Source organism: Candidatus Enterococcus courvalinii, from assembly GCF_017315945.1.
GTDB classification, from domain to species: domain Bacteria; phylum Bacillota; class Bacilli; order Lactobacillales; family Enterococcaceae; genus Enterococcus_B; species Enterococcus_B courvalinii.
In genome coordinates this window covers 223,326-248,580 of record NZ_JAFLWI010000016.1, presented here as the reverse complement: position 1 = coordinate 248,580, position 25,255 = coordinate 223,326, and the positions used below count along the sequence as shown (strand labels likewise).

25 protein-coding genes and 1 riboswitch are annotated in these 25,255 nt (G+C 37.0%); of the genes, 15 read left to right on the top strand and 10 right to left on the bottom strand.

Annotated elements, in window-relative coordinates; genetic code table 11:
* Nucleotides 1–95: 95 nt before the first annotated feature.
* From JZO71_RS10860 to JZO71_RS10845, 4 genes are all read right to left on the bottom strand, one after another.
* Complete coding sequence (locus JZO71_RS10860) at nucleotides 96–1,448, bottom strand: amino acid permease (protein WP_206899506.1); 1,353 nt, start codon at nucleotides 1,446–1,448, stop codon at nucleotides 96–98.
* Nucleotides 1,449–1,710: 262 nt separating this feature from the next.
* A complete protein-coding gene (locus JZO71_RS10855) occupies nucleotides 1,711–2,451 on the bottom strand; it encodes an amino acid ABC transporter ATP-binding protein (protein WP_206899505.1) in 741 nt (246 codons plus the stop codon).
* A 12-nt stretch (nucleotides 2,452–2,463) separates the two neighbouring features.
* Nucleotides 2,464–4,056, bottom strand: a complete 1,593-nt coding sequence (locus tag JZO71_RS10850; RefSeq protein WP_206899504.1) for an ABC transporter permease subunit — start codon at nucleotides 4,054–4,056, stop codon at nucleotides 2,464–2,466.
* A gap of 142 nt (nucleotides 4,057–4,198) precedes the next feature.
* Nucleotides 4,199–4,373, bottom strand: a riboswitch (Lysine riboswitch).
* Nucleotides 4,374–4,656: 283 nt separating this feature from the next.
* Nucleotides 4,657–4,950: a hypothetical protein gene (locus tag JZO71_RS10845; RefSeq protein ID WP_067483415.1), complete on the bottom strand. Its 294-nt coding sequence runs from the start codon at nucleotides 4,948–4,950 to the stop codon at nucleotides 4,657–4,659.
* Between the two features lie 332 nt (nucleotides 4,951–5,282).
* Between JZO71_RS10845 and JZO71_RS10840 the strand changes: the two genes are divergently transcribed.
* Genes JZO71_RS10840 through JZO71_RS10830 form a run of 3 tightly spaced genes read left to right on the top strand, consistent with a single transcriptional unit; the run spans nucleotide 5,283 to nucleotide 7,370 of the window.
* Nucleotides 5,283–6,014: an NAD-dependent protein deacylase gene (locus JZO71_RS10840; RefSeq protein ID WP_206899503.1), complete on the top strand. Its 732-nt coding sequence runs from the start codon at nucleotides 5,283–5,285 to the stop codon at nucleotides 6,012–6,014.
* The gene (locus tag JZO71_RS10835; RefSeq protein ID WP_206899502.1) at nucleotides 6,001–6,846 is read left to right on the top strand and encodes a chorismate mutase; all 846 of its coding nucleotides are present in this window, start codon (nucleotides 6,001–6,003) and stop codon (nucleotides 6,844–6,846) included. Before JZO71_RS10840 ends, JZO71_RS10835 begins: the two co-directional genes overlap by 14 nt.
* A gap of 2 nt (nucleotides 6,847–6,848) precedes the next feature.
* The gene (locus tag JZO71_RS10830) at nucleotides 6,849–7,370 is read left to right on the top strand and encodes a transcription repressor NadR (RefSeq protein WP_206899501.1); all 522 of its coding nucleotides are present in this window, start codon (nucleotides 6,849–6,851) and stop codon (nucleotides 7,368–7,370) included.
* Between the two features lie 71 nt (nucleotides 7,371–7,441).
* Here JZO71_RS10830 and rsiV read toward each other — a convergent pair whose 3' ends face one another.
* The 3 genes from rsiV to def form a co-directional block, all read right to left on the bottom strand.
* Nucleotides 7,442–8,326: an anti-sigma-V factor RsiV gene (rsiV, locus tag JZO71_RS10825; protein ID WP_206899500.1), complete on the bottom strand. Its 885-nt coding sequence runs from the start codon at nucleotides 8,324–8,326 to the stop codon at nucleotides 7,442–7,444.
* Nucleotides 8,327–8,344: 18 nt separating this feature from the next.
* Nucleotides 8,345–8,848 (bottom strand): RNA polymerase sigma factor, encoded by a 504-nt coding sequence (locus tag JZO71_RS10820; protein WP_206899499.1) that lies wholly within the window; start codon nucleotides 8,846–8,848, stop codon nucleotides 8,345–8,347.
* 254 nt (nucleotides 8,849–9,102) lie between these two features.
* The gene (def, locus tag JZO71_RS10815) at nucleotides 9,103–9,666 is read right to left on the bottom strand and encodes a peptide deformylase (RefSeq protein ID WP_206899498.1); all 564 of its coding nucleotides are present in this window, start codon (nucleotides 9,664–9,666) and stop codon (nucleotides 9,103–9,105) included.
* Between the two features lie 251 nt (nucleotides 9,667–9,917).
* Between def and rpsO the strand changes: the two genes are divergently transcribed.
* From rpsO to JZO71_RS10795, 4 genes are all read left to right on the top strand, one after another.
* A complete protein-coding gene (rpsO, locus tag JZO71_RS10810) occupies nucleotides 9,918–10,187 on the top strand; it encodes a 30S ribosomal protein S15 (protein WP_010734375.1) in 270 nt (89 codons plus the stop codon).
* Between the two features lie 183 nt (nucleotides 10,188–10,370).
* Entirely contained in the window at nucleotides 10,371–12,494 is a 2,124-nt protein-coding gene (gene pnp, locus JZO71_RS10805; RefSeq protein WP_206899497.1) for a polyribonucleotide nucleotidyltransferase, read from the top strand.
* A 173-nt stretch (nucleotides 12,495–12,667) separates the two neighbouring features.
* The gene (locus JZO71_RS10800) at nucleotides 12,668–12,922 is read left to right on the top strand and encodes a GlsB/YeaQ/YmgE family stress response membrane protein (RefSeq protein WP_206899496.1); all 255 of its coding nucleotides are present in this window, start codon (nucleotides 12,668–12,670) and stop codon (nucleotides 12,920–12,922) included.
* Nucleotides 12,923–13,146: 224 nt separating this feature from the next.
* The gene (locus JZO71_RS10795) at nucleotides 13,147–15,147 is read left to right on the top strand and encodes a KUP/HAK/KT family potassium transporter (protein ID WP_488349796.1); all 2,001 of its coding nucleotides are present in this window, start codon (nucleotides 13,147–13,149) and stop codon (nucleotides 15,145–15,147) included.
* A gap of 39 nt (nucleotides 15,148–15,186) precedes the next feature.
* Here the strand turns inward: JZO71_RS10795 and JZO71_RS10790 are convergent, their stop codons facing one another.
* From JZO71_RS10790 to JZO71_RS10780, 3 genes are all read right to left on the bottom strand, one after another.
* On the bottom strand, nucleotides 15,187–16,551 hold the full coding sequence (locus tag JZO71_RS10790) for an MATE family efflux transporter (protein WP_206899494.1): 1,365 nt from the start codon (nucleotides 16,549–16,551) through the stop codon (nucleotides 15,187–15,189).
* A 158-nt stretch (nucleotides 16,552–16,709) separates the two neighbouring features.
* Complete coding sequence (locus JZO71_RS10785; RefSeq protein WP_067483392.1) at nucleotides 16,710–17,033, bottom strand: DUF960 domain-containing protein; 324 nt, start codon at nucleotides 17,031–17,033, stop codon at nucleotides 16,710–16,712.
* Between the two features lie 319 nt (nucleotides 17,034–17,352).
* A complete protein-coding gene (locus JZO71_RS10780) occupies nucleotides 17,353–17,964 on the bottom strand; it encodes a 50S ribosomal protein L25/general stress protein Ctc (protein WP_206899493.1) in 612 nt (203 codons plus the stop codon).
* Nucleotides 17,965–18,284: 320 nt separating this feature from the next.
* Between JZO71_RS10780 and JZO71_RS10775 the strand changes: the two genes are divergently transcribed.
* The 8 genes from JZO71_RS10775 to JZO71_RS10740 all read left to right on the top strand — a co-directional run bounded on the left by JZO71_RS10775 (nucleotide 18,285) and on the right by JZO71_RS10740 (nucleotide 25,196).
* The gene (locus JZO71_RS10775; RefSeq protein ID WP_206899492.1) at nucleotides 18,285–19,001 is read left to right on the top strand and encodes a 16S rRNA pseudouridine(516) synthase; all 717 of its coding nucleotides are present in this window, start codon (nucleotides 18,285–18,287) and stop codon (nucleotides 18,999–19,001) included.
* 17 nt (nucleotides 19,002–19,018) lie between these two features.
* Nucleotides 19,019–19,714 carry a YjjG family noncanonical pyrimidine nucleotidase gene (locus JZO71_RS10770; protein ID WP_206899491.1) on the top strand — a complete coding sequence of 232 codons (696 nt, stop codon included), beginning with the start codon at nucleotides 19,019–19,021 and terminating at the stop codon, nucleotides 19,712–19,714.
* Nucleotides 19,715–19,798: 84 nt separating this feature from the next.
* Nucleotides 19,799–20,428, top strand: a complete 630-nt coding sequence (gene udk / locus JZO71_RS10765; protein WP_067483384.1) for a uridine kinase — start codon at nucleotides 19,799–19,801, stop codon at nucleotides 20,426–20,428.
* A gap of 145 nt (nucleotides 20,429–20,573) precedes the next feature.
* Nucleotides 20,574–21,173, top strand: coding sequence for a TVP38/TMEM64 family protein (locus JZO71_RS10760; RefSeq protein WP_206899490.1), 600 nt, complete (start codon nucleotides 20,574–20,576; stop codon nucleotides 21,171–21,173).
* A gap of 55 nt (nucleotides 21,174–21,228) precedes the next feature.
* Complete coding sequence (locus tag JZO71_RS10755; RefSeq protein ID WP_071868727.1) at nucleotides 21,229–21,723, top strand: GNAT family N-acetyltransferase; 495 nt, start codon at nucleotides 21,229–21,231, stop codon at nucleotides 21,721–21,723.
* A 329-nt stretch (nucleotides 21,724–22,052) separates the two neighbouring features.
* Nucleotides 22,053–23,426: a hypothetical protein gene (locus JZO71_RS10750; RefSeq protein ID WP_206899489.1), complete on the top strand. Its 1,374-nt coding sequence runs from the start codon at nucleotides 22,053–22,055 to the stop codon at nucleotides 23,424–23,426.
* The gene (locus JZO71_RS10745; protein ID WP_206899488.1) at nucleotides 23,410–23,859 is read left to right on the top strand and encodes a YaiI/YqxD family protein; all 450 of its coding nucleotides are present in this window, start codon (nucleotides 23,410–23,412) and stop codon (nucleotides 23,857–23,859) included. The genes JZO71_RS10750 and JZO71_RS10745 overlap by 17 nt, the downstream gene beginning before the upstream one ends.
* A gap of 260 nt (nucleotides 23,860–24,119) precedes the next feature.
* Complete coding sequence (locus tag JZO71_RS10740; RefSeq protein WP_206899487.1) at nucleotides 24,120–25,196, top strand: D-alanine--D-alanine ligase; 1,077 nt, start codon at nucleotides 24,120–24,122, stop codon at nucleotides 25,194–25,196.
* Nucleotides 25,197–25,255 lie beyond the last annotated feature (59 nt).

Genomic DNA, 25,255 nt, shown 5'->3' with positions numbered 1-25,255 from the left:
AAAACTCTTTTTACAAAGAAAAAAACCTCCAAAAGTTAGATTTTCAGGTCTAACTTTTGGGGGTCGGCACAATTTCTTTTGGGAAAAGAGTTCTTTTATTTTTTTCGTTCATATTTCAGATGATAAATGGTTAATAAAGCAATAAACCAAATTGGAGTCAAGAAAAATGCCAGTCGAGTGTCTTCCCCTAAGATCAATACACCACAGACGAATAACATATAGAGAAAGACAAGGTAGTTACTAATCGGATAAAAAGGCATCTTGAAGGAATGTGACTTCTTCCCTAAGATACTTCGACGATATTTTAAATGAGTGTATACAAGCATGCTCCAAATAAATAGAAAACAAGTGGTCGCAATACTACTAACTAAAGTAAAGACCTCGCTGGGCATAATGTAATTAAGAACAACTGAAATAAAAATAATGATTGTCGAAAAGACTAATGCTTGTCCTGGTACATGATGTGTGGTTAATTGTTTAAAACGTTTAGGCGCGCTCCCTTCTTGGGAAAGAGAACGAAGCATTCGTCCAGTACTATAAATCGCACTGTTACAAGCAGAAGCCGCAGCACTTAGAACTACTAAATTGATGATGGATGCCGCCATCGTAATACCAATTTCAGAAAAAACTTCCACAAACGGACTTTCATTTGCATTTAGACTGTTCCAAGGATAGATGGACATGATGACAAATAGAGATCCTAGATAAAATAAAATGATTCGGATTGGAATATTGTTGATTGCTTCTGGTAAAACTTTTTCTGGATTTTTTGTTTCACCAGCAACCAAGCCAACCAGTTCGATCCCAGCAAAGGCAAAAGTGACCATTTGAAAAGAAAGAATAAATCCTTTGGCACCTTTTGGAAAAAATCCTCCATGTGACCATAAAGTTGAAATAGCAGTAGGACCAGCACTCGTTTGATAATGAGTGAGAATCATGTAGACACCAACAAGAATGAAGGCAATGATAGCGACCACTTTGATTAATGCAAACCAAAATTCCAGTTCACCAAACAGTGAGACAGCAACCATATTCAAAGCAAGTAGTAAAATGAGGGCAATTAGTTCTGGAAGCCACTGAGGAACACCAGGTGCCCAATAACGAACGTACATCCCAATTGCGGTTAAATCCGCCATAGCAATTGCAATCCAGCAAAACCAATAAGTCCATCCTGTAACAAAAGCCGCTTTTTTTCCAAGATACTCAGCAATAAAATCTAAGAAAGAGTGATTGTTTGTATTCGATAAAAGCAACTCGCCTAGCGCACGCATAATGAAAAAACAAATACAACCCGTAATCAAGTAAGCGAGTAAAATGGAAGGCCCCGCTAACTGAATCGTCTTTCCGGAACCTAAGAAAAGACCAGTACCAATTGCTCCCCCAATTGAGATCAGTTGGACATGTCGATTCTTAAGTCCCCGCTGTAATTCTTGTTCATTTTCGTCCATAAAATAATCATCCTAACTAAAAAGTAATTACCTTAAGTTTAAGAGAGTTTTCAGAAAATTACAACTTTGTTTTCTAATTAAGAGAAAAAAGCTCATGGGATGAACGAATGAACCTCACCAAAATAGGGAATAGCTATTCAAAAAAATTGTTACTGATTGTGGAAGAGAAAACATGGATTAATCAATTATTTTTGAATTTGAAAGAAGGACGACTATGAAAAAAGCTAGGATCTTGCCTGATCCCAGCTTTTTGTTTCTACATTTATTTATTTAAAATACGTGATAAGAATTCTTTTGTTCGTTCTTCTTTTGGATGAACGAAGATATCTTCAGGTGAGCCTTCTTCAGCGATGATTCCTTTATCCATGAAAATGACACGGTCCGAAACATCTTTTGCAAATTCCATTTCATGTGTCACGATAATCATCGTTAACCCAGTGTGAGCTAAATCTTTCATTGTATTTAGAACCTCACCGACCATTTCTGGATCTAGTGCTGAAGTTGGTTCATCGAATAATAAAACATCGGGATCCATTGACAATGCACGAGCGATAGCAACACGTTGCTTTTGACCACCAGATAGTTGGGAAGGTTTTGCTTCGATGTAGCGATCCATGCCAACTTTTTCTAAATTTTCAATGGCAATTTTTCGTGCAGCTGCTTTATCCCGCTTTAAAACTGTCAATTGGCCTGACATACAGTTTTCTAAAACATTCATATTATTGAACAAATTAAATGATTGGAACACCATACCCAAGTGTGTGCGGTATTTAGGTAAATTATATTTAGGGGTTAAGACATTTTCGCCTTCATAAATAATTTCCCCACCTGTTGGTTTTTCGAGAAGATTGATACAGCGTAATAAAGTTGATTTACCTGAACCAGAAGATCCGATAATTGTTACAACTTCACCTTTATTAACCGTCACATTGATATCTTTTAATACTTCGTTGTCACCGAAGCTTTTTCTTAAATGGTTGATTTCAATAATTGTTTCATTCATGTTTCTTCCTCCTTATTCTTGCAAGTTTGAATTTTCGACTTCCTCAATTTTTGTGTAAGCTGAAGGGCCATCGATTTTCTTTTCAACAAAACGCAAGATTCTCGTAATTGTAAAGGTCATAACTAAATAAATAATCCCTACAATCGTAAAGGTTTGGAAGAATTGGAAGTTTGCCCCGGAAGCAGAATTCCCTTGGAAGAACAAGTCTGCTACACCAATTACACTCAATACAGCTGTATCTTTAATGTTGATTACAAATTCATTACCTGTTGCTGGCAAGATATTTCGTAGGACTTGAGGGATCACAACTTTACGCATCGTTTGTCCATGTGTCATCCCAATGGCTTGTGCGGCTTCAAATTGTCCTTCATCTACTGCAAAAATACCACCACGAACGATTTCTGTCATATAAGCACCTGTGTTGATCGAAACAATAAATAATGCAGCAATTGTCCGATTCAATGAAATACCAAATGCTAAGGCCAATCCATAAAAGATAACCATTGCTTGTACCATCATTGGTGTACCACGGAAAATTTCAATATAAATCGAAAGTAAGCCGTTAGCGATTTTTTGGAAGAAGCGGGTCACTTTATTGTCTGATTCTGGAATGGTACGGAAAACACCAATGAGTAAGCCAAGAGTTGTACCTACTACTGTACCGATCAATGCGATGAATAACGTAAGACCTGCACCACGAAGAAACATCTCTCCATATTGATTCCAAATGTTTTTAAAGTCTGTGAAGATGCCCGATTGTTCTTCATCATCACTCGAAGCAGGTTGGTCTTTGATTGCTTGGTCCATCAATGCTGTACGATCATCTTGTGAGATGCCTGAAAGAATCTCATTGACTTTTTGAATATCCCCATCACTTTTACGCATCCCGATAGCAATTTGAACATCTTCAGCATTTGTCTCAAAACCATTTTCACCTGTGAATTCTAACATTTTTAAGTCTTTATTCACGCTAGTAGCTGTAACGCCTTCAGGACGTTCGCTGACATAACCATCAATCATTCCAGAAGCTAAGGCAGTTCTCATAGCAGAGAAATTATCCATGGCTTGTTGCTTTTGAACATTTGGAATTTGATCGATGACACTATAATGGAACGTATTTAGTTGTGCAGTGATTTTTGCATTTTCTAAGTCAGCTAATTTTTTTGCATTCGCAAAGTCACCGTCTTTTTTAACTACAACAACTAATTGAGATTCATAGTAAGGATCTGTAAAATCAATTTCTTTTTTTCTTTCCGCAGTTGGGCTCATCCCTGCGATGATTGCATCAATTTTTCCTGATTGTAGGGCAGGGGCTAGACCATCCCATTTTGTTTGTACGATAACCAAGTTTTTGCCTAAGCCGTCAGCAACTTTTTTGGCGATTTGAACATCATAACCACCGGCATAACTTTTTTGTCCATCGATTGGCAGTGCATTGTTCTTGTCTGTTTGCTGAGACCAGTTGAATGGCGCGTAACCTGCCTCCATTCCTACGCGAAATTCGTTGTCTGGTGTTTTTTCGTCGGCAAAACCAGCTGTGCTTACGCTAAATAATGAAAAGATAAATGCAAATAATACGGTAACTGAAACAAAATTTTTATTCATGTTCTTTCTCCTCTTCTTTCTGATACATCTTGAACGAGCGGTCCGATTGAACAATGAGTTGCAGCTGCTTATCTAAAAAAAAACGACCATCAAACTTGTAAATACAAAATGGTCGTTAAAATTATCGGTCGATAAACCCCTCACAAACCATAGCGCAACTTAGCATCACTGCTAAGACAGTCCGCAAGCTGTTAACTTGCGTCCCAACGTAAACTTTAAGCAAAAAAGAGTACATTTCGGCGATCCTCCCTAGTCCTGTTTCAACGTGTTTGCTTCACTCCGCAGGGGTAATGATTCTCGCGACCTCTACCTCATTGATTGAGGTAATCCCGTATTCAGTTATTTATACAAAAAGAAGTTTACGTTATTCTGAAGGCTTTGTCAATCAATTCCCATTATTTTTCTGAAAATTGTTGATAAATATAGAAAATCTTGGATAAATTTAAATAGTTTATGAAAAGAAGGAAAAAGGAATGTGGCGAAAAAAGAGAATAATTATGCAATGAGTGAATGCTGAAAAGCAAAAAAGAAACTACGGCAATCATCAAAAAAACGAAAATTGCTGTAGTTAGTCAAACTAGATTGATCGTTTATCAATTGTTAGGCTGCGGCTTTTGGTTCGCGACCTAAGATTGCTTGTAAAATAACTGTTACACCATAAATTGCTAAGACTAGATAAATTAGGCTAGAATACTGTGTGATCCCCCAACCCCATGTGCGGTAAACGGCTAATGTGATAGCTAAAACAATTGCAGCAATAACGTTAAATAACGCGAATGCCCAAAGATTGCCGTTTTCTTTACGTACGAAATAGAAGATAGAGAAAAAGACACTTAAGGCTAGCCAAGCGATGCATGCTAAAATAACGCCCCAGTAAATGAAAAATGGTACCATATTGATTCACCTCTCTTTTATACAGCCTGTATTGTAGCACGTTTTCATTTCTTTGTCAGTCGTCATTGTGATAAAATTCGCAATGAATGGAATCGTTTTACTTTTTAAGTGTATTTTTCTGCTAAATTTTGATTGTTTACCAAGCATAAATGATAGATAAAGTGTCGCAAATCGTAAACGAAAGACGCGTACATTTTGGCAAATGAAGTGCATGTCTATGAAAAACACAAAATTTCGCTTGGTGGTATAGATATTCAATCAAATTTTTAATAATTTTTTTCTCTTACTTTCTTTTTTGTTGAAATCGGTATAATAGAGGAGAGGTGAGGAAGATGAGTGAACAAAAAATTGGGGAAATAGCGCAAGAGATTTTAACCAGTCATTCAGTAACTTTTTTAACAGGAGCAGGGGTTTCGACACCTTCGGGAGTTCCAGACTATCGTTCGTTAAAAGGTGTCTATGCAGGATTGGAACAGCCAGAATATTTATTAAGTACTCAAGCGATGGAACACGAACCAGAAAAATTTTATTCTTTTGTAAAAAAACTATATCATCCTCAGGCAGAACCTAATATCATTCACTTGGAAATAGCACAATTAGCAACAAGTAAGCAAGTTGCTGTTGTATCACAAAATATTGATGGGTTACATGAGCGAGCAGGAAGCAAGCAATTAGTTAATTTTCATGGGAGTCTGTATCATTGTCATTGTCGAAAGTGTGGCGGGGCCGTGGCATGGCAAACTTATTTAGAAAGTGACAGACACCAAGCATGCGGTGGACAAGTTCGACCAAATATCGTTTTATATGGTGAAGGATTCCAACAATCAACGATTGAAGCAGCAGTTTCCGCAGTAGAACAAGCTGATGTCGTTGTTATTGTGGGAACAAGTTTTCAAGTACATCCTTTTTGTGATCTGATAGAGTACAAGGAAAAAGATTCTAAGATAATCGTTATCAATCAAACGCCCATTTTACTTTCAATGGAACATTCATTTATTCAAAAAGATGGCGCAAAAGTATTTCAAAAAATTCATGAAATGAGGATCAATAATGACAGAGTTTAAAACAGAAAAAGAAAAAATGATTGCAGGTGAACTTTATTTTGCAGGTGATCCTGAATTAGTGGCAGATCGAAATTTTGCACGAGAACAGGCAAAATTGATCAACCAATCAGAGGATTCAGCGATTCGCTCACAATTAGTCAAGGAGACTTTTGGTAAAACGGGCGAAAACATCTATGTCGAACCAGCAATCAATTTTGATTATGGATACAATATTTTTGTTGGAGAGAACTTTTATGCCAATTTTAATAATACGTTTTTGGATGTAAGTACCATTGAAATTGGTGATAATTGTATGTTCGCGCCGAATGTTCAATTGTATACGGCAACGCATCCGCTACATCCAGTGAAAAGAAATAGTGGTTTAGAGTATGCAAAACCAATCAAAATTGGAAACAACGTATGGTTGGGTGGAGGAGTCATTGTTACACCTGGTGTTACTTTGGGAAACAATGTTGTTGTTGGTGCTGGTTCAGTTGTGACGAAATCTTTTCCAGATGATGTTGTCATTGCGGGAAATCCTGCACGAGTAATCAAAACACTTAGTATGGAAAAAGCTGCGCCATCATTAGCAAATTTACGCGAACAAGTGGATGTTATCGACCAAAAATTAATTGAGTTGTTAGAAAAACGGTTGGATGTAGTTACCGAAATCAGTCAGTTGAAACAAGAAACTCATCAAGCGATTTTAGATGAGAAACGTGAACGAGAAGTTTTAGCAAAAGTAAAAAAATGGGTGAAGAATCCAGATTATGAAGAAACAACGTTAGCTATGTATAACGATTTAATGAAACAATCGCGCGAATATCAAGCAAAATTACGTGAGGAGGAGTAAAAATGGTGGAAGGAGAACTACGTCGACAACAAATCATGCAGACATTAGCAAGTGCAGAAAAACCAGTTAGTGCAAGCAAGTTTGCTAAAAAATTTGGTGTCAGCCGTCAAATCGTCGTAGGGGACATTGCCTTGCTTCGCGCAGCAGGAGAAGAAGTAGTTGCAACAGCACGTGGATACATTTTGGAATCAAATGAAACAAATACAGGTTTTGTTAGTAAGATTGCTGTTCAACATGAACGTCAACAAACGGAAGAAGAGTTACGAATTATCATTGAACACGGGGGAGAAGTAGTTGATGTTATTGTAGAGCATCCGCTGTATGGTGAACTTGTGGGCATGTTGCACTTAAAAACGAAACAAGACATAGCTTCCTTTATGAAACGTTATGAAAAAAGCCAGGCAACATTGCTATCAGAATTGACCTCAGGCATCCACCTACACACCATTCGCTATCCTGATGAAGCTACTTTAAAAAAAATCAAACGTGCATTGTCAGCTGCACATATCCTTTATGAAGACTAAAAAAATGAAAAAAGTTCGCTTGGAAAATCAACTGTTCAGTCGGTTTTTTAAGCGAACTTTTTAGTCATTGTTTAACTTAAATAATTAGGTGAAGCCAATTGTTGTTGGATGATTTTGGTTGGAATCACGAATTCAGGTGTTCCCATATAATATGGTGCTACTTTTCCTTGGGCAAAAGTAATAGTCAATTGATGCTTGGCATTGATATAGAACGTTTGATTCGGCTTGATTTGATTGAATGGTTGGACATCAGTTGGTTGGTCAGCTGCTTTAGACCAATAAATTTGATTCGGATCAGCTTGCATCTGTTCATTCATTTGTTGTTTGATTTCCTCGCTGATGATAGACAGGTAATCTTCATTTTTAAAAATTAGTGGTAAAGATACCACGACATTCAACTTTTTATCAATCGTATCGTATTGGGTCGTTGTGGCAGAACTTCCTTGAATCTGAGTCAAAGTTCGTTTGACTACTAAAAAACGCGAGTCATCCACAACTTTTTCAAAATCTCCAGTAACAGAAACACGCGAGCCATCAAAGAATTGTTTTTTGACTTGTTGAAATTCAGCTTGCGCTTCTTTTAGGTATTTTTTGTTTAAGGTATTAGCAACTTCTGTTGGTGTAGCTGTTTCGATTTTTGGTACATCAATCGCTATCTGGCTATCTTCTTTTTTGGCTGTTAAAGTTTGCAACGTAACCAATTGCACTAACTTATCGAAACCAGGAAGGACACTAGCAGCTTCACCAACGCCAGGAAATAAATTAACAGCTAATATAAATGTTAATGCGAGTGCCAAAGCACTTTGAACGGTATGATTTCGAAAACGTCTCCAAGAATATTTTTTCTTTTCTTTATAAAAGAGATTAGTCACTTGTTTGTGTAAGTCTTCTGGCAATGTTTGCTGACGATATTGCTTTGAAAAATTTCTGATTACCGTTTTTACAAAGTCTTTCATGGAAATCTTCTCCTTTGATTATTCTAGTTTGCTTCTTAATTCATTCAAGCTTCGGTATAGTTTTGTTTTGATCGTGTTCTCATTCAGCGATAAAATGACAGAAATCTCTTTGAGGGTAAAACCTTCAAAAAATTTTAATAGGATGATCTCACGATTAGGGCTGCTGATCTGGTTGATGATTTCTTCTATTTCGAGATAACTGTGTTGCGAGTCATTCAAGAAAGACCATGACTGTTCACTTTGATCGAGATGTTCGGCTTCGCGTTTGTTTTTTCGCCAAAAATCAATAGAAACAGAAATAAGGATTCGAAAAAACCAAGCATTAAACTCTTCGATTTCATGAAAATTTTTCTTCTGAATAGCTTTCAATGCTTTTTCAAAACTTTCTTGGATGATATCTAGTGCATCTTCCTTTGAATGGGAATAGTTAAAAGCTAGACGATACATTTTTTCATACTGTGTGTCTGCCAGTTCTTCTAACGCTTTTATATATTTTCTTCTTTTCCAACCATCGAAAACCATTTGTCTGGGGCACCCTCCTTTCTCATCTACTTATATAGACGAATTAGGTTGTTAAAAAGTTTCATATTTTTTATTTTATTTATGCTGAACGGCTTATATGTAAGAAAACAAGTAACATTAGGATAGAAAAGCTTGTTCTTTCTGAGAATAAAAACAAAAAAATAAACTCGTCAACCAATAAGAAGGGGGCGAGTTTATTTTTCGACGATACATTTTTCTGTTGAAGCAAGAAGTGCTAATTAAAATCAATTACCTTAATCGATGACAAGCACGCCTTCTTTAAGCGAAAATGGGTTAGCTTCATTGATGTGGTCATAGAACATAACCCCATTGATGTGATCGATTTCGTGTTGAACAACAATCGCTTCGTAGTTTTTTAAACGAATTTTTTGTTTTTGTCCATCGGCGTCATAATAAGAAATCGTTACTTTTGCATGACGAACGACATAACCTGGAACTTCACGATCGACAGATAAGCATCCTTCACCTTCACCAAGACAAGCGTCTTGAACAGAGTGGCTTAAAATTTTTGGATTATACATCACTGTACTTAAAGTGGGTTCTGTCACTTCTGGATCTGCACTAGGTACATGAACGGCAATGATCCGTTTTGAAATGTCTAATTGAGGTGCAGCTAGACCGACACCTCCACGTAAGTTTAATTCTTCCGCTTTAACAGGATCTTGGCTGTTTTTTAGAAATTCGATCATTTCTTTTCCTAATGCGATATCTTCCTCACTAAGTGGAAGTGAAACTTCGCTTGCTACTTCACGTAAAGTTGGATTGCCTTCACGAATAATATCATCCATTGTAATCATGGAAAATGACTCCTTTCATCTAAGACTTGAATAAGACAAGTCACTTTTCGCACTATAGTGTAACATAAAATAAAAAAAGTAGTAGTTAGATTGTTTGAAAACTATTCTTTCTTAATGATTCTTTACTTGATTTATAGCATCATTTCAGGTAAAGTATAGCTGTGTGTTTAAGCACGCGTCCTGTCACTTGGTTAAGCGAATCACCAACGTTTTACTCAGTCACAGGGAAATATTCGAAAGAGGTGGAAACAATGGCAATTTCAAAAGAACGTAAAAACGAAATCATTAAAGACTATGCACGCCATGAAGGAGATACTGGTTCTCCAGAAGTACAAATCGCTGTATTAACTGAAGAAATCAATCACTTGAATGAACATGCACGTGTTCACAAAAAAGATCACCATTCATACCGTGGCTTGATGAAAAAAGTTGGTCACCGTCGTAACTTGTTAGCTTACTTACGTAAAACTGACGTTCAACGTTACCGCGAATTAATCCAACGTCTAGGTCTACGTCGTTAATTTAATTTAAAGAGAGTGAGGTTCACATGAATCTCACTTTTTTTACTGTGAAACCAAAGAATCTGTGATCAAGCATGATGGACTCCTACTAACCAAATGAAAGTTGCTAACTGGCCATAAAAGATTGGCGGTTTTCATTTGTTTAGTAGCGTCTTGCTTTCACGAAAAGGAAAAGGAGAAGTTATGTCAGAAAAACAAGTATTTAAAATGACATGGGGAGGCCGTCCCTTAGAAGTAGAAGTCGGTCAATTAGCAAAACAAGCAAATGGAGCTGTTTTAGTTCGCTATGGCGACACTGTGGTATTAAGTGCGGCAGTTGCCTCTAAAGAAGCAAAAGATACAGACTTCTTTCCATTAACAATCAACTATGAAGAAAAAATGTATGCGGCTGGTAAAATCCCAGGTGGGTTCATCAAACGCGAAGGTCGTCCAAGTACAGAAGCAACATTGACTGCACGCTTGATTGACCGCCCAATCCGTCCAATGTTTGCGGAAGGCTTCCGTAATGAAGTTCAAGTGACAAACATCGTAATGAGTGTTGAGACAGATTGTTCACCAGCAATGGCTGCAATGCTAGGTTCATCTTTAGCGTTATCTATTTCTGATATTCCTTTTGATGGCCCAATTGCAGGGGTTGAAGTGGGTCGTGTAAATGGCGAGTATGTCTTGAATCCAACTGTTGAACAAGCAGAACTAACAGATATCGAGCTTTCTGTAGCAGGAACAAAACAAGCTATTAACATGGTTGAAAGTGGCGCTAAAGAAGTTTCTGAAGAAGACATGCTTGGGGCATTGCTTTTTGGTTTTGATGCAATCAAAGAATTAGTTGCTTTCCAAGAAGAAATTGTTCAAGCTGTCGGCAAAGAAAAAATGGAAGTTACTTTATTGCAAGTAGACGCAGATCTTAAAAAAGAAATTTTTGCTGCTTCATATGAAACAATGAAAACTGCCGTAATGACGGAAGAAAAACTTGCGCGTGAAGACAATATCGAACAAGTAAAAATCAATATTCGTGAAGCATACGCTGAAAAATTTGCGGATCATGAAGATGAAGCTCATTTAGCTAAAGAAGTGAAACAAATTACGGAAGACTTAGAAAAAGATGTTGTTCGTGAATTGATCACGATTGACAAAATTCGTCCGGATGGCCGTAAATTAGATGAAATTCGTCCACTTGCTTCAGAAGTTGGCTTATTACCACGTGTTCATGGTTCAGGTTTATTTACTCGTGGACAAACACAAGCCTTATCTGCTTGTACACTGGCACCATTAGGAGAACATCAAATTATCGATGGCCTAGGGGTTGAAGTGAGCAAACGATTTATTCATCATTATAATTTCCCACAATTTTCTGTTGGTTCAACTGGTCGTGCAGGCTCACCAGGCCGTCGCGAAATTGGACATGGTGCTTTAGGTGAACGTGCATTAGCACAAGTTATTCCTGCTGAGGAAGACTTTCCTTACACAATTCGTTTAGTAGCAGAAGTTTTAGAATCAAATGGTTCTTCTTCTCAAGCAAGTATTTGTGCAGGTACATTAGCATTGATGGATGCAGGTGTTCCAATTAAAGCACCAGTTGCTGGTATTGCCATGGGACTTGTTTCTGATGGTGAAAACTACACAATCTTAACAGATATCCAAGGGCTAGAAGATCACCTTGGCGACATGGACTTTAAAGTTGCTGGAACAAAAGATGGAATCACTGCTTTACAAATGGATATCAAAATCCAAGGGATCACTGAACAAATCCTAAAAGAAGCATTGGCTCAAGCAAAACAAGCGCGTATGGAAATCTTAGAAGAATTGACTTCAACGATTGCTGCACCACGTGAAGAATTAAGCCAATACGCACCGAAAATTGAAATGATCCAAATCGAACCTTCTAAGATCAAAGATGTGATTGGTAAAGGCGGCGACACGATTAACGGAATCATCGAAGAAACAGGTGTTAAAATTGATATTGATCAAGATGGTAAAGTAAGCATTGCCTCTGCTGATTCAGAAATGATCAAAAAAGCAATCAAGATCATCGAAGATCTTACAAAAGAAGTGAAAGTTGGCGAAGTTTACTTAGGTAAAGTTGTCCGAATCGAAAAATTTGGTGCATTCGTTAACCTAATTAAAGGAAAAGATGGCTTAGTTCATATTTCTCAATTAGCAAACGAACGTGTCAACAATGTTGAAGATGTCGTTAAACTTGGTGACGAAGTTCTTGTAAAAGTAACAGAAATCGACAAGCAAGGTCGTGTAAACTTATCGAGAAAAGTTTTATTGAACGATGATGATGCTTCAAAAGAAACAAAATAAAAATTGATTCGTTAAAAGCTGAAAGCAAGACATTCTAAATGTTTTTGCTTTCAGCTTTTTTTGTGAGAAAAAGAAATAGCTTGCGAAATTTCCACTCAAAAAAGGTTATCCATTGGTAAGACAGACTGAATAAGCGTAAAATCATTTATAGAAAGACTGGAGGAGGACGCGACATGTTAAGCTTTTTGGGTGCGCTCGTTATTGGTGCTATATTAGGAATGATAGCTGGAGCCATTTTGGGAAAAGATGTTCCTGGTGGCTGTACAGGAAATGTTGTCGTTGGTGCTCTGGGTAGCTGGTTAGGTGAATTGATTTTGGGTGAATTTGGTCCAGTAGTTGTAGACGTTTATTTGATTCCAGCTTTGCTTGGCGCAATCTTGTGCCTAGTCATTTATTACTTTATTATTGAGCGCTTATTTCGCAGTTGAATCACTTACTAAAAGTGGTTGACACATAGAAGGTTTCCTAAGATAATGAGAGGAAGTTTAGGAAATAAACGATAAAAATAATGATTTTAGGTTGCTAGCGGAGCAAAGATATCGCTGGTTTGATGCTTTTTATCAGATTCAAGTGATAGTTGTTTTGGCTGTTGCTTGAATCTTTTTATTTTGTTTTCTAAATGCTAATTGGGGACAGAAATGAGGGAGAAAAGTTGACAACAAAAAAGAATGTCAAAAAATTGTCAGCTGCAGGTCTTTTGGTAGCAATGGGTGTAGTTTATGGTGACATCGGAACTAGCCCATTATATGTAATGAAGGCAATTGTGGGTGATAACGGGGGACTGCAGGGAATCAATCCTGACTTTGTCATTGGGGCAGTTTCGCTAATTTTTTGGACATTGACTTTATTAACAACGATTAAATATGTTGTGATTGCACTAAATGCGGATAACCATGGAGAAGGTGGTATCTTTTCCTTGTATACTTTAGTGAGAAAAGGCGGGAAATATTTAATTATTCCGGCAATGATAGGTGGCGCGGCATTACTTGCTGACGGTGTATTGACACCGGCAGTGACAGTTACAACCGCAATCGAAGGATTGAGAGGGATCCCACAGTTTTTTGAACGATTTGGAAATGATCAAACAATTATTGTAATCATTACTTTAGTGATCATCTTGTCTTTGTTTATGGTCCAACGTTTTGGTTCTGAATTGGTTGGGAAAGCATTTGGTCCAATCATGTTCTTATGGTTTACTTTTTTGGGCGTGATGGGGGTCATAAATTTTAGTCAAGACTGGACAGTTCTACGTGCAATCAATCCTTATTACGCAATTCAGTTATTACTTAGTCCAGATAATCGGCTAGGTTTATTTATTTTAGGGAATGTTTTTTTAGCAACAACTGGGGCAGAAGCGTTGTATTCAGATTTAGGTCATGTTGGGAAGCTGAATATTCGTTTGAGCTGGCCATATGTTAAGCTTTGCCTGATGTTGAATTACTTTGGACAAGCAGCTTGGTTAATCAATGTCTATCAAAATCCAGATATTCAAGAAATTGAAAATCTGAATCCGTTTTTCCAAATGATGCCAAATAGTTTAACTGGTTTTGGAGTTGGATTTGCCACAGTCGCTGCGGTGATCGCTTCGCAAGCATTGATTTCAGGTTCGTTTACGTTAGTCTCTGAAGCAATCAAATTGAAACTATTACCAAGATTGAAAATTATGTATCCCGGAAGTAGCATTGGTCAGATGTACATTCCAGCAGTAAACTTTATGTTATGGCTGGCTTGTTCAATTATCGTGATTACTTTTCGAACGTCACATCGTATGGAAGCAGCATATGGATTATCAATTACAGTTACGATGTTGATGACGACGGCACTACTCTATTTTTATTTGATTCAAAGTGGACATAGTCATTGGCTGGCGCAACTTGTAACCTTTTTCTTTGGGGCAATTGAGATAGTTTTCTTTTTATCAAGTATTGTGAAGTTTTTCCATGGTGGTTTTGTGGCGGTCTTAATCGCGTTACTTATTTTGACAGTCATGTTTATTTGGGAAAGAGGAAATATTATTCGAGAGTCAGTGGCGGAAGATGTGCCACTTCGCGAGTATATCCCTCAATTAGCAAAATTGAGAAAAGATACTTCCTTACCTGTTTATCAAACAAATGTAGTCTTTTTGGTTCCTAATATGGAAGATGACCAGATTGGAAAACAATTTGTTTATTCGATTTTAGATAAGCGACCAAAACGTGCAGCTGTTTATTGGTTTGTGCATGTAGAAGTTACGGATGAACCTTACACGAAAGAATATCAAATTGAAATGATGGATACAGATTTCATTGTTCAAGTAAAACTGTTCCTTGGTTTTCGTGTAGAGCAGGAAATCAATGTCTATATTCGCCAGATCATTCACGACTTGATGAAGGAAGGGCGATTGCCAAAACAACCACAACGTTATTCACTCACGCCTGGAAGAGAAGTGGGGGATTTCCAATTTATTTTGATTGATGAAGTTTTGTCAAATGTCACATCATTAAGCAAATGGGATCGACAAATCATGCAAGCAAAACTCGCTATCAAAAAATATGCAACATCGCCAGAAACGTGGTTTGGTTTAGAGTACAGTGAAGTCAAACATGAAACAGTTCCATTATTTATTGGGCGTACACGTAAAACTTGGTTGAAAGAGCGAAAAGAAAACGAGTAAAAAAGGTTGGGACAAAATTTTGTCCCAACCTTTTTGTTTTTATGCTTCCAAAGTACGTTCGAACTGTTGTTGCTCATCCAATTTGCGTAACTTTTTGATTGCTTTGAAATAAGAATAAAGTAATACGGCAACGGAACCAATCCATGCCAAAGGTGAAGCGGCAGCAGCACCAGGATAGCCCCATAAAGCGGTTAGGAAAATGGCTGCGAATGAACGCATGATAAGTTCCATAATCCCAGCAATTGTCGGAATCTTACTTTGGCCGAGGCCTTGCAACGTATAGCGTAAAATAAATAAAATTGCTAGTATCCAGTAAAGCGAACCATTGATAGTAAAATAAATCTGTGCTAACTCAAATACACGCGTTTCGCTGGCATCTACGAATAGGTGAACAAAAGAGTGACCAAAGATGATAACAACAGCTCCTGCAACGAGACTAAAGCCACCACTCATCAAGAGACACTGTTTCACCCCTTTTAATATACGGCCATATTCTTTGGCACCATAATTTTGAGCGGTAAATGTCGCCATCGTGATTCCAAAAGACATCATTGGTTGCGTGGCGAATTGATCGATTCGACCTGCTGCAGCTTGAGCGGCCACAACATCTGTCCCTAGACTATTGAGAGCTGATTGTAAAATGATTGCCCCAATAGCGATGATTGATGCTTGAAAGGCCATTGGTAACGAAATATTTAAATGGGTACGGATTTCTTTTTTATCGAAAACAAAATCTTTTTTTCGTAATTGAAGTAGCGGAATCTTTCTCTTGATGTAGACCAAACAAAGCAGACTCGATGCGACTTGCGCAATCACTGTTGCAATCCCAGCCCCTTCTACGCCCATACCAAAATGAATAATAAAAACTAAATCTAAAATCACATTGATAATAACAGCGATAATCAGGAAAAAAAGAGGTGTACGACTGTCCCCTAAAGCACGAATAACATTTGATAATAAATTGAAACTCATTGATGCGAAAATCCCCATCAAGATAATTGAGATAAATGCTTGGGCTTGATCAATAATTTCTGGAGGAGTTTGCATGAGCTGTAGCATCGGACGAATGAATAAGAGACTGAGAACGGTTAAGACGATTGTAACAACGAGACTAATGATGATGCTAGTAGCAAAACTTTTCTTTAGACCACGATAATCTTGGGCACCGAAACGTTGAGCTGTGATAATTGCTAGACCTGCTGTGAGTCCTTGGGCAAAACCGATAATCAAAAAAGTTAAGCTTCCGGTTGAACCAACGGCAGCTAAGGCATTCTTCCCTAAAGTTTGGCCTACAATGATCATGTCGACCATATTGTAAAATTGTTGGAAAATATTCCCAATCAAGAGGGGAATCGTAAAAATAAAAATTAGTTTTGCTGGATTCCCTTTGGTTAATTCACGCATCTGTACAACTCCTATTCGTAACATATTTAGTTAGTAGTATAGAGTTTTTATTGTGGAAATACTATAAAAAATTCGTGAAAATAAAAAAAGCTGAGAACTTGGAATTTTCTCCAAGTTCTCAGCTTTCTTTTTTCATTAAAACCTAAACTATTTTTAGCCTAGTATTGTTTAATTTCGCTAGGTAAAAGAATCGTTTCTCTTGTCCCATCATCATAAGCATAAACTTGTGTAGGAAACTGACTAGAATATGCAAATGGCAAATCAATATCCATCTCAACAGAACTTCCTGGTTGAGAAAAGTGCATAGTTACTTTTCCATGATTGTTAACAATATCAAAGGCAAGAATATTGTCTAATGGAATAACTCCCTTGAGGTCTAAGTCAATAATAAACCAGATACTGTCGATCAATTCACCGGGCATACTCGATACAACACCGACAGAGGCATAACGATTGCGTTCGCTGTCAAAACTTTCAAACATCTGTTTAACCTCCTTAACTTCTTCAATCCTTTACAAATAGTATAAGACAAATTGAAAAAACTTGCTTTTGTGAGGATTTATTCTAATAAAGATTAGTTAAAAATGCAACAATAAGTAGCCAATTTGTCTTAAAGGATTATTTTTTTAATGATTTTTAAAAAAGTAGAGGAGGTCGGACGTGTGACGTCGACCCCCTCTAAAATGTGTGAGTTACTTGAAGTGGTGTTCAAAATAAGCTTAAATTACACAAAAATATGAAAAGCTATTTTGAGTGATTGCTCACTATCTTGTCGGAGCTGATTGCTTGAAACCCCAACTTTTATTCTTCAGTTGAGCCAATTACTTCTGGTTCACTTGCTTCAGCTGGCTCAGTTTCTTCTTCTACTTGTGCTTCAACAACTGCTGCAATTTGTTCTTCACCATCAGTAATCACTGTGTAATCTTTGTTTGCAGGAAGATCAGCAACTGTAATTGAGTCGCCAATGTTCAAATCAGTGACATCGACTTCGATGCGTTCTGGCAATTTATCTGGTGTAGCTGAAACAATTACTGTATACAAGTTTTGAGCTAATACACCACCAGATTTAACACCGGCAGATTCTCCAACAAGAAGAACTTCTGTTTCAACTTCGGTATCTTCTGTCATGTTGACAGATAAAAATTCAACGTGTTCGAAATGATTGTTGAATGTATTGGTTTGAACTTTATGAACTAAAGTGTTCACTTTTTTGCCATCAACGTCCATGGTAATAACTGTGTTAGCACCATTTTCACGCAACATTTTGCTAAATGTTTGTCCATCAAATGAAATAGGTGTACTTTCCATTTGGTAGCCATAAACCACTGCAGGCACCTTTCCTTCGTGACGCAATTGATTTCTTAATGAACGGGGACGTACTGCTCTTTTACTTACTTCTAATGATACTGACATAACCTAAATTCCTCCTTAAAATGTGATTGTCTTAGGTCATAAGACAAGTTTTATTTAAGTGAATTTGCATGGCTAATCTCTTGCACATTATTGGGTTGTGCGTTTAAAAAAACGCAAAAAGACAGATGCGTACATCTGTCTAAGGAAAGTTATGATTCAACTTTTCTCCACCAGGTCATTACGCTGTGTATGAGAAATCCGATTCACTTTACTTATTAACCGTAGCGCGAATCAAAAGTTAAGTCAAGGAATAAGGTGTTTGTTCATTTGCAAGCGACTGATTTCAAGTTATAATGCTCATTAGTAAGAGAGGAACTTGTATGCGATTAGACAAATTGATTGAGAAAGAATTACAAACAACGAGAAAAGAAATGAAACGCTTGTTTACGACGAAAAAAGTCAAGATAGACGGCATAGTCGAATTTCAAGAAAATCGGAACGTCGATAGTTTATTACATGAAATTGAAGTAGCGGGCGAGCGATTGCAAACAAATGAAGTATATTATCTTTTGAATAAGCCAAGTGGTGTTGTGACAGCTGTGAGCGATTCAAACAGGGTAACAGTCATCGACTTGATTGCATCTGCAGATCAACAACCAGCACTTTATCCTGTTGGTAGGTTAGATCGAGATACGACAGGATTATTATTGCTAACATCCAATGGACAGTTGGGTTATGAATTACTTTTGCCTGATAAAAAAGTAGAAAAAACATATCAGGTCACTGTAAATGCTAAATTAGGGGAAGAAGATATTCAAGCTTTTGCTTCAGGAATTATTTTTGCAGATGGGACGAAATGTCAGCCAGCGAGATTGACAATTAGTTACGCTACTTCAAAAGAAAGTCGGGCATTGCTGACGATTCAGGAAGGAAAATTTCATCAAGTGAAGAAAATGTTTTTGGCGCAAGGAAAAAAAGTGAATGCTTTGACCCGAACCTCAATGGGACCTTTAACGTTAGATCAACAATTGACACCAGGTGCTTACCGCGCACTGACATTGACTGAACTGCGACAACTGAGTGATTATTTTAGATGAGAGAGGACGAAAATTAAATGAAATATACTACTTTATTATTTGATGTAGATGATACTTTACTGGACTTTCAAAAAACAGAAGAACGTGCACTTAATGAATTATTTGCTGAGCAAGGAATCCCGCTTACTCCAGAAGTAAAGACGAGTTATAAAGCATTGAATCATCATCTATGGCAAGAGTTTGAAAAGGGAAACATGACAAGAGAAGAAGTAACTGGGAATCGTTTTGGTTTGTTGTTCCAACAATTTGGTCAAACGGTAGATGGCCCTCAATTGGAAGCAAGATATCGTCATTACTTGAATCAAGGTCATGATTTAGTAGAAGGTAGCCGAGAACTGATCCATTCTTTAGCGCAAAAAGCGAATCTTTATATTGTAACGAATGGTGTTTCACAAACACAGTATCAACGTCTAACAGATGCTGGATTATTACCTTACTTCAAAAAAATTTTTGTTTCTGAAGATGTAGGTGCGCAAAAACCAATGAAAGAATTTTTTGATTATGTGTTTGATCGAATCCCAGAGCTGGATCGAGAAAAAACTGTAATCATTGGTGACTCACTAACTTCAGATATTCAAGGAGGGAATCAAGCGGGTATTGATACGATTTGGTTCAATAAAAATCAATTACCAGAAAGTGATAAGATTACACCCACTTACCGAATTGATTCGTTAGCTGAAATTCATACTATTTTAGAGAATGGAAATGAATAATTTTCAGAAAAATCGTAGCATTTTCATATTTTTCCGCTATAATAGATAGGAATGAAAAATAGGATATGAAAGAGGTTTTAGTTAATGACAAAAAGCAAGCCAATTATCATTGGTGTGACGGGCGGATCAGGAAGTGGAAAAACAAGCGTCAGTCGTGCGATTTTTAGTAATTTCCCAGATCACTCGATCATGATGCTTGAACAAGATTCGTATTATAAAGATCAAAGTCATCTTAGTTTTGAAGAGCGGTTGAACACGAACTATGATCACCCATTTGCTTTTGATAACGACTTACTAATTGAGCATGTCGAAAAATTATTGAACTATGAAGCCATTGAAAAACCTGTGTATGACTATGTAGAGCATACTAGAAGTCAGGTGACGATTGTTGAAGAACCAAAAGAAGTCATTATTCTTGAAGGGATTTTGATTTTGGAAGATGAACGTTTACGTGAGTTGATGGATATAAAATTATATGTTGATACGGACGACGATATTCGTATCATTCGTCGTATCAAACGAGACATGGAAGAACGAGGACGTACGTTGGATTCTGTTATTGAACAATATTTAACGGTAGTAAAACCAATGTACCATCAATTTATTGAGCCAACGAAACGATATGCAGATATTATCGTTCCAGAAGGTGGCGAAAATCACGTAGCAATTGATTTAATCAATACAAAAGTGGCTAGCTTCTTAAATCATAATTAGATACGACTTTTTACTAAATAGCAGTTGGCTGAATCAACATTTCCAGTTGAGTTTTGACTAGAAGATTCAGCAGCTGCTTTTTTCTGTGGGACTTTTTCTAAAAACGTAGGTATGGGAAAAAATTTAAGAGAGATGGGGACTTGCTATGGAAAATTATCGATCAGCGATTCGGCGAATCATTCAGTTTTTACCTATAGTTGGTTTTAGTTTATTTTTCATACTCGCCATCTATGCGTATCGCCATGGGATTTTTCAATCAACGGATTCGTTACAAGTATTTATTCAACAATTTGGTCAATATGCTGTATTGATCTTTATTTTATTACAAATTATCCAAGTAATTATTCCTATTCTGCCTGGTGGTATTTCATCTGTTGTCGGCATGTTGATGTTTGGAACGGGGTGGGGATTGGTTTATAGCTATATTGGTTTAGTGATTGGCGAAGCACTTGGCTTTTTACTTGTGCGTTACTATGGCGTAAGCTTTGTTCAATTGATCTTATCACCAAAAAAATATCAAAAATTTGATCAATTATTGACTACACATACGCAAAATATTCGCCGATTTTTGATTTGGACATTGATTTTACCTTTTGCACCAGATGATCTCGTTTGCTTAGTGGCTGGTTTAACAAAAATGTCTTTTCGTGAATATATGCGAATTATTTTGATTCTAAAGCCTTGGTCAGTCGGAGTATATGGACTTCTGATGCTTTATTTATTTAGAAAAGCACAAGGTTTGTAGCATTTGTTTTTTCATGGAATAATAGCAACAACTTGTACAGAAAGGAAGTCAGTCAATGTTAGAAAAAAAGCGTGTAACAACAGAAGAAGAGCTAGACCAGCTTTTGCCAATCATTCATGATGTTTGGCAAGAAGCATTTGTTCCGATTATTGGTCAAGCGCAAGTGGACTACATGTTAGCCACTTATCAATCAAAAGAACAAATTCAAAAAGAATTAGGCAATGATGTGTATTATTTTTTGTTGATAAAAGATGATCAACCTGTTGGGTACACAGCATATGAAAAATTTGAGTCTAGCATTTACTTGAGTAAATTATATTTATTAGCGAGTGTGCGTGGTCAAGGACTAACTTCAGCCGTTTTCGATTGGTATGAAGAACTTGCCAAAAAAGAAAAAGTTTCCGAAATTTTTTTGCGTGTGAATCAAGATAACCTTCATGCAATCGATGTTTACAAACACCAAGGGTTTCAGTTGGAAGAAGAATTAATCTCAGATATTGGTGAAGGATTTCAAATGGTTGACTATAAAATGAAAAAAGAACTCGCATAACAGTGAAACTTGTGATAAAGTAGTCACATGCGACGGGTCGAGAAGGTCTCTGGTTTACAGAGTACCTAATTGATTTTGGAGGCACGCGATGTTTTTCATCACCTACCGGATGTAGGCAGTGTCGGGTAAGACTTTTGTGGAGAAGGGCTTATCTACTTGATTATTCAAGTACCAGTTGAGGCACGACATTTTGTCGTGCCTCTTTTTTTTATCAAGATATTTGGAGTGCGACGAGAGGTTGATAAAATTGGTTTGTCCACTCTTTAATGATAAACTTGAACTAACTAAAGGTCATGAGTTTGTCATTGACCGTCTGAGGAGCTTTGATTATGTTAGACAAACTGAAACAATTTGGCCGTAATTTTACTGAGACAACCCCTTTTATTTTGAGTAATACGGTGATTTTTGTTCCGTATCTTTTATTTTTGAGCTTAAATAACGGTTACAGTTGGGCAACCGTTTTACCATTTACTTTGTTTTATACCTTTCGAATGACGGGGCTATTTTTGATTCGTGGAATACATGCTGGCTTAGACAGTTATACTTTGCTGATGATTTCACTTTTAGTTGGCGGTGCAGGCTCACTGTTTGGCTTGTTCGGGTTATTGTCATTTCCTTTGTTCTATCTATCAGCGATTTGTCTAGGACTTAGTGCTGCTTGGCTCGTCCCCGCAAATGTCACAGTTAACTTCCACGAAAAACAACAGGGATTCATCAATATCAAAGGCAAAAAATATGTTTATGCGTTAGTTATGCTAGCACTTCTTTATGAGATTGTTCGCTTACCGATGCCTTTGCAATTAGCGGCGACATTAGCTTTTTATACGTTACTTTATGTGATGGCTTATCATACAGTCAAACACTATCCACGATATGAGTTAGATTTCAAAGATGTACAAAGAAATTTGATTGAAAAGAAAGAATTGCTTTTGTTTTTTGGCTTTTTTATTTCCCTTTTTTTGTTGCGAACTGCGCGACTATTGATGGATACAGCATTATTTGATGTTGCTCTTTTCAGTATTCTATTGTTGTATATTTTGATCACATTTTATTTAAGCCGAAAGAAACAGTCATGGGTGTTACCCAACTGGCTGAATTTATTGACTTTTTTAGATGGCATGATTGGCAATTTTCTGTTTTTATTTGGTACTTTCTATCTAGGGATCACTGCTGGTTTTGATCAATTAGCCACATCTCTTTATTTTCCATATATTACCGGACTGATTTTGGCAAAGCTAGTCGGACCAGCTTTAAGGAAAAAATTACCTGAAAGTCATTCGATTGCTAGTCACTGCTTAGGATTACTGCTTTCATTTGGTGTATTCCTTATCCCAAATGCTTTCTCAATTGGGATATTTCTATTAAGTTTTGTACACACATTGCTTGGTAGCAACTTAAATCAAATGTACGAGCAGTTGGAAGAAGTTTCACCAGATCAACGTTTAATCGTGAAGTATACGACGCAAAATAAAGGGAGTTTGACTCATCAATTTTTCTTGATGGGTGTCCTGTTGTTCTCAACGAGACAGTTGGGGAAGCCTATACGATTTTTACTACAAATGACAGGTACCATGAGACAGTCTGCTGAAAGTATTCAATTAATGGAGCAGGCAAAATGGTTCAGTCTAAGTGTGTTAATCCTTTTGACAGCTATTGTTTATTATTTATGGAAGGAAGCGAAAAAGAATGCGACTATTCATTGATGGAGACGGATCCCCAGTTAAAGATGACGCGATTCAAGTGGCACGATCTTTTGATTTAGAAGTCGTAATTGTAACGAGTGTCGATCACTATACGACGAAGGAATATCCCAAAAATGTGCGCTTTGTTTATGTTGATCGTGGGGCAGACAGTGCAGATTATAAAATTGTTGGTTTAATCCATGCGGGTGACTTTTTAGTCACACAAGATTATGGCTTGGCTTCTCTAGTATTAGCTAAAGGTGTTCGTGTGTTTCACCAAACAGGTAAAGAATTTGATGAAACCAATATTGATACTTTATTAGAACAGCGTTATCACAGTAGCAAGTTAAGAAAAGCGGGTTTGCGGACAAAAGGGCCCAAACCGTTTACGCAAAAAGAGCATGAAGCTTTTTTATCTGCGTTAACGAATGCAGTAAAAGAAATTCGCGAATGAAAACATCTTTTTTGTACGCATTTTTGAATGTTAATTGAATAAAATAAAAAAGATCAGGCTAGAAGATTACTTGGTCTTTTTCTTTTGCTTTAGACAAAGAAGAAAAGTAAAATGATTTTTTTCAAAGATGTTTACTATGAAACGAGTAATGAATGATTATTGTCACACTTTTTACAAATAAGTTGGTCGATTATTTTCATTTTGTGCTAAAATATGAAGGTAAATCACTGAATGATTTGAAAATACAGGAGGACAATCTTTTGAAGATTACTTTACTATATGGTGGACGTAGTGCAGAACACGACGTATCTATTCTTTCGGCGTTTTCTGTTTTAAATGCCATTTATTACGCATATTACCAAGTTCAACTCGTTTTTATTAGCAAAGATGGACAGTGGGTCAAGGGACCGCTACTAACAGAAAAACCAGACAATAAAGAATTGCTACACTTGACATGGGATCCAAGCGGCAAAGTAACAGAAGGATTTACAGGAAGAGTCATTAATCCAGGTGAAATCAAAGAAGAAGGAACAATTGTTTTTCCAGTTCTTCATGGGCCAAATGGAGAAGATGGAACAATTCAAGGATTTTTGGAAACGTTGAATCTACCTTACGTTGGTGCAGGTGTACTGACAAGCGCTTGTGCGATGGATAAGATTATGACGAAGTACATTTTACAAGCTGCTGGTGTACCACAAGTTCCTTATGTACCCGTATTAAAAAATCAATGGAAAGAAAATCCGAAAAAGATTTTTGATCAATGTGAAGGTTCCCTATTGTATCCAATGTTCGTCAAACCAGCAAATATGGGTTCCAGTGTTGGGATTACCAAAGCTGAAAACCGCGAAGAGCTTCAAAATGCATTGGAAACTGCTTATCAATTTGATTCTCGTGCAATCGTAGAACAAGGAATTGAAGCGCGCGAAATCGAAGTAGCTGTTTTGGGTAACGAAGACGTACGAACAACGTTACCAGGAGAAATTGTAAAAGATGTTGCTTTTTATGACTATGATGCAAAATACATTGATAATAAAATAGAAATGAAAATTCCTGCTGAAGTACCTGAAGAAGTACATCAAAAAGCGCAAGAATATGCAAAATTGGCTTATACAATGCTTGGCGGAAGTGGTTTAAGCCGTTGTGACTTCTTCTTGACAAGTAAAAATGAGTTGTTCTTAAATGAATTAAACTCAATGCCCGGATTTACTGAATTCAGTATGTATCCTTTATTATGGGAAAACATGGGATTAAAATACGGAGATTTGATTGAGGAATTGATTCAACTAGGAATGAACCGTTTTGAACAGCGACAGGGATTTTTTGAGGCACACGAATAAAAAAGAAGGGGTGTGACAGTTACTGTCGCAACCCCTTTTTATGAATAGACAGGCGTTTT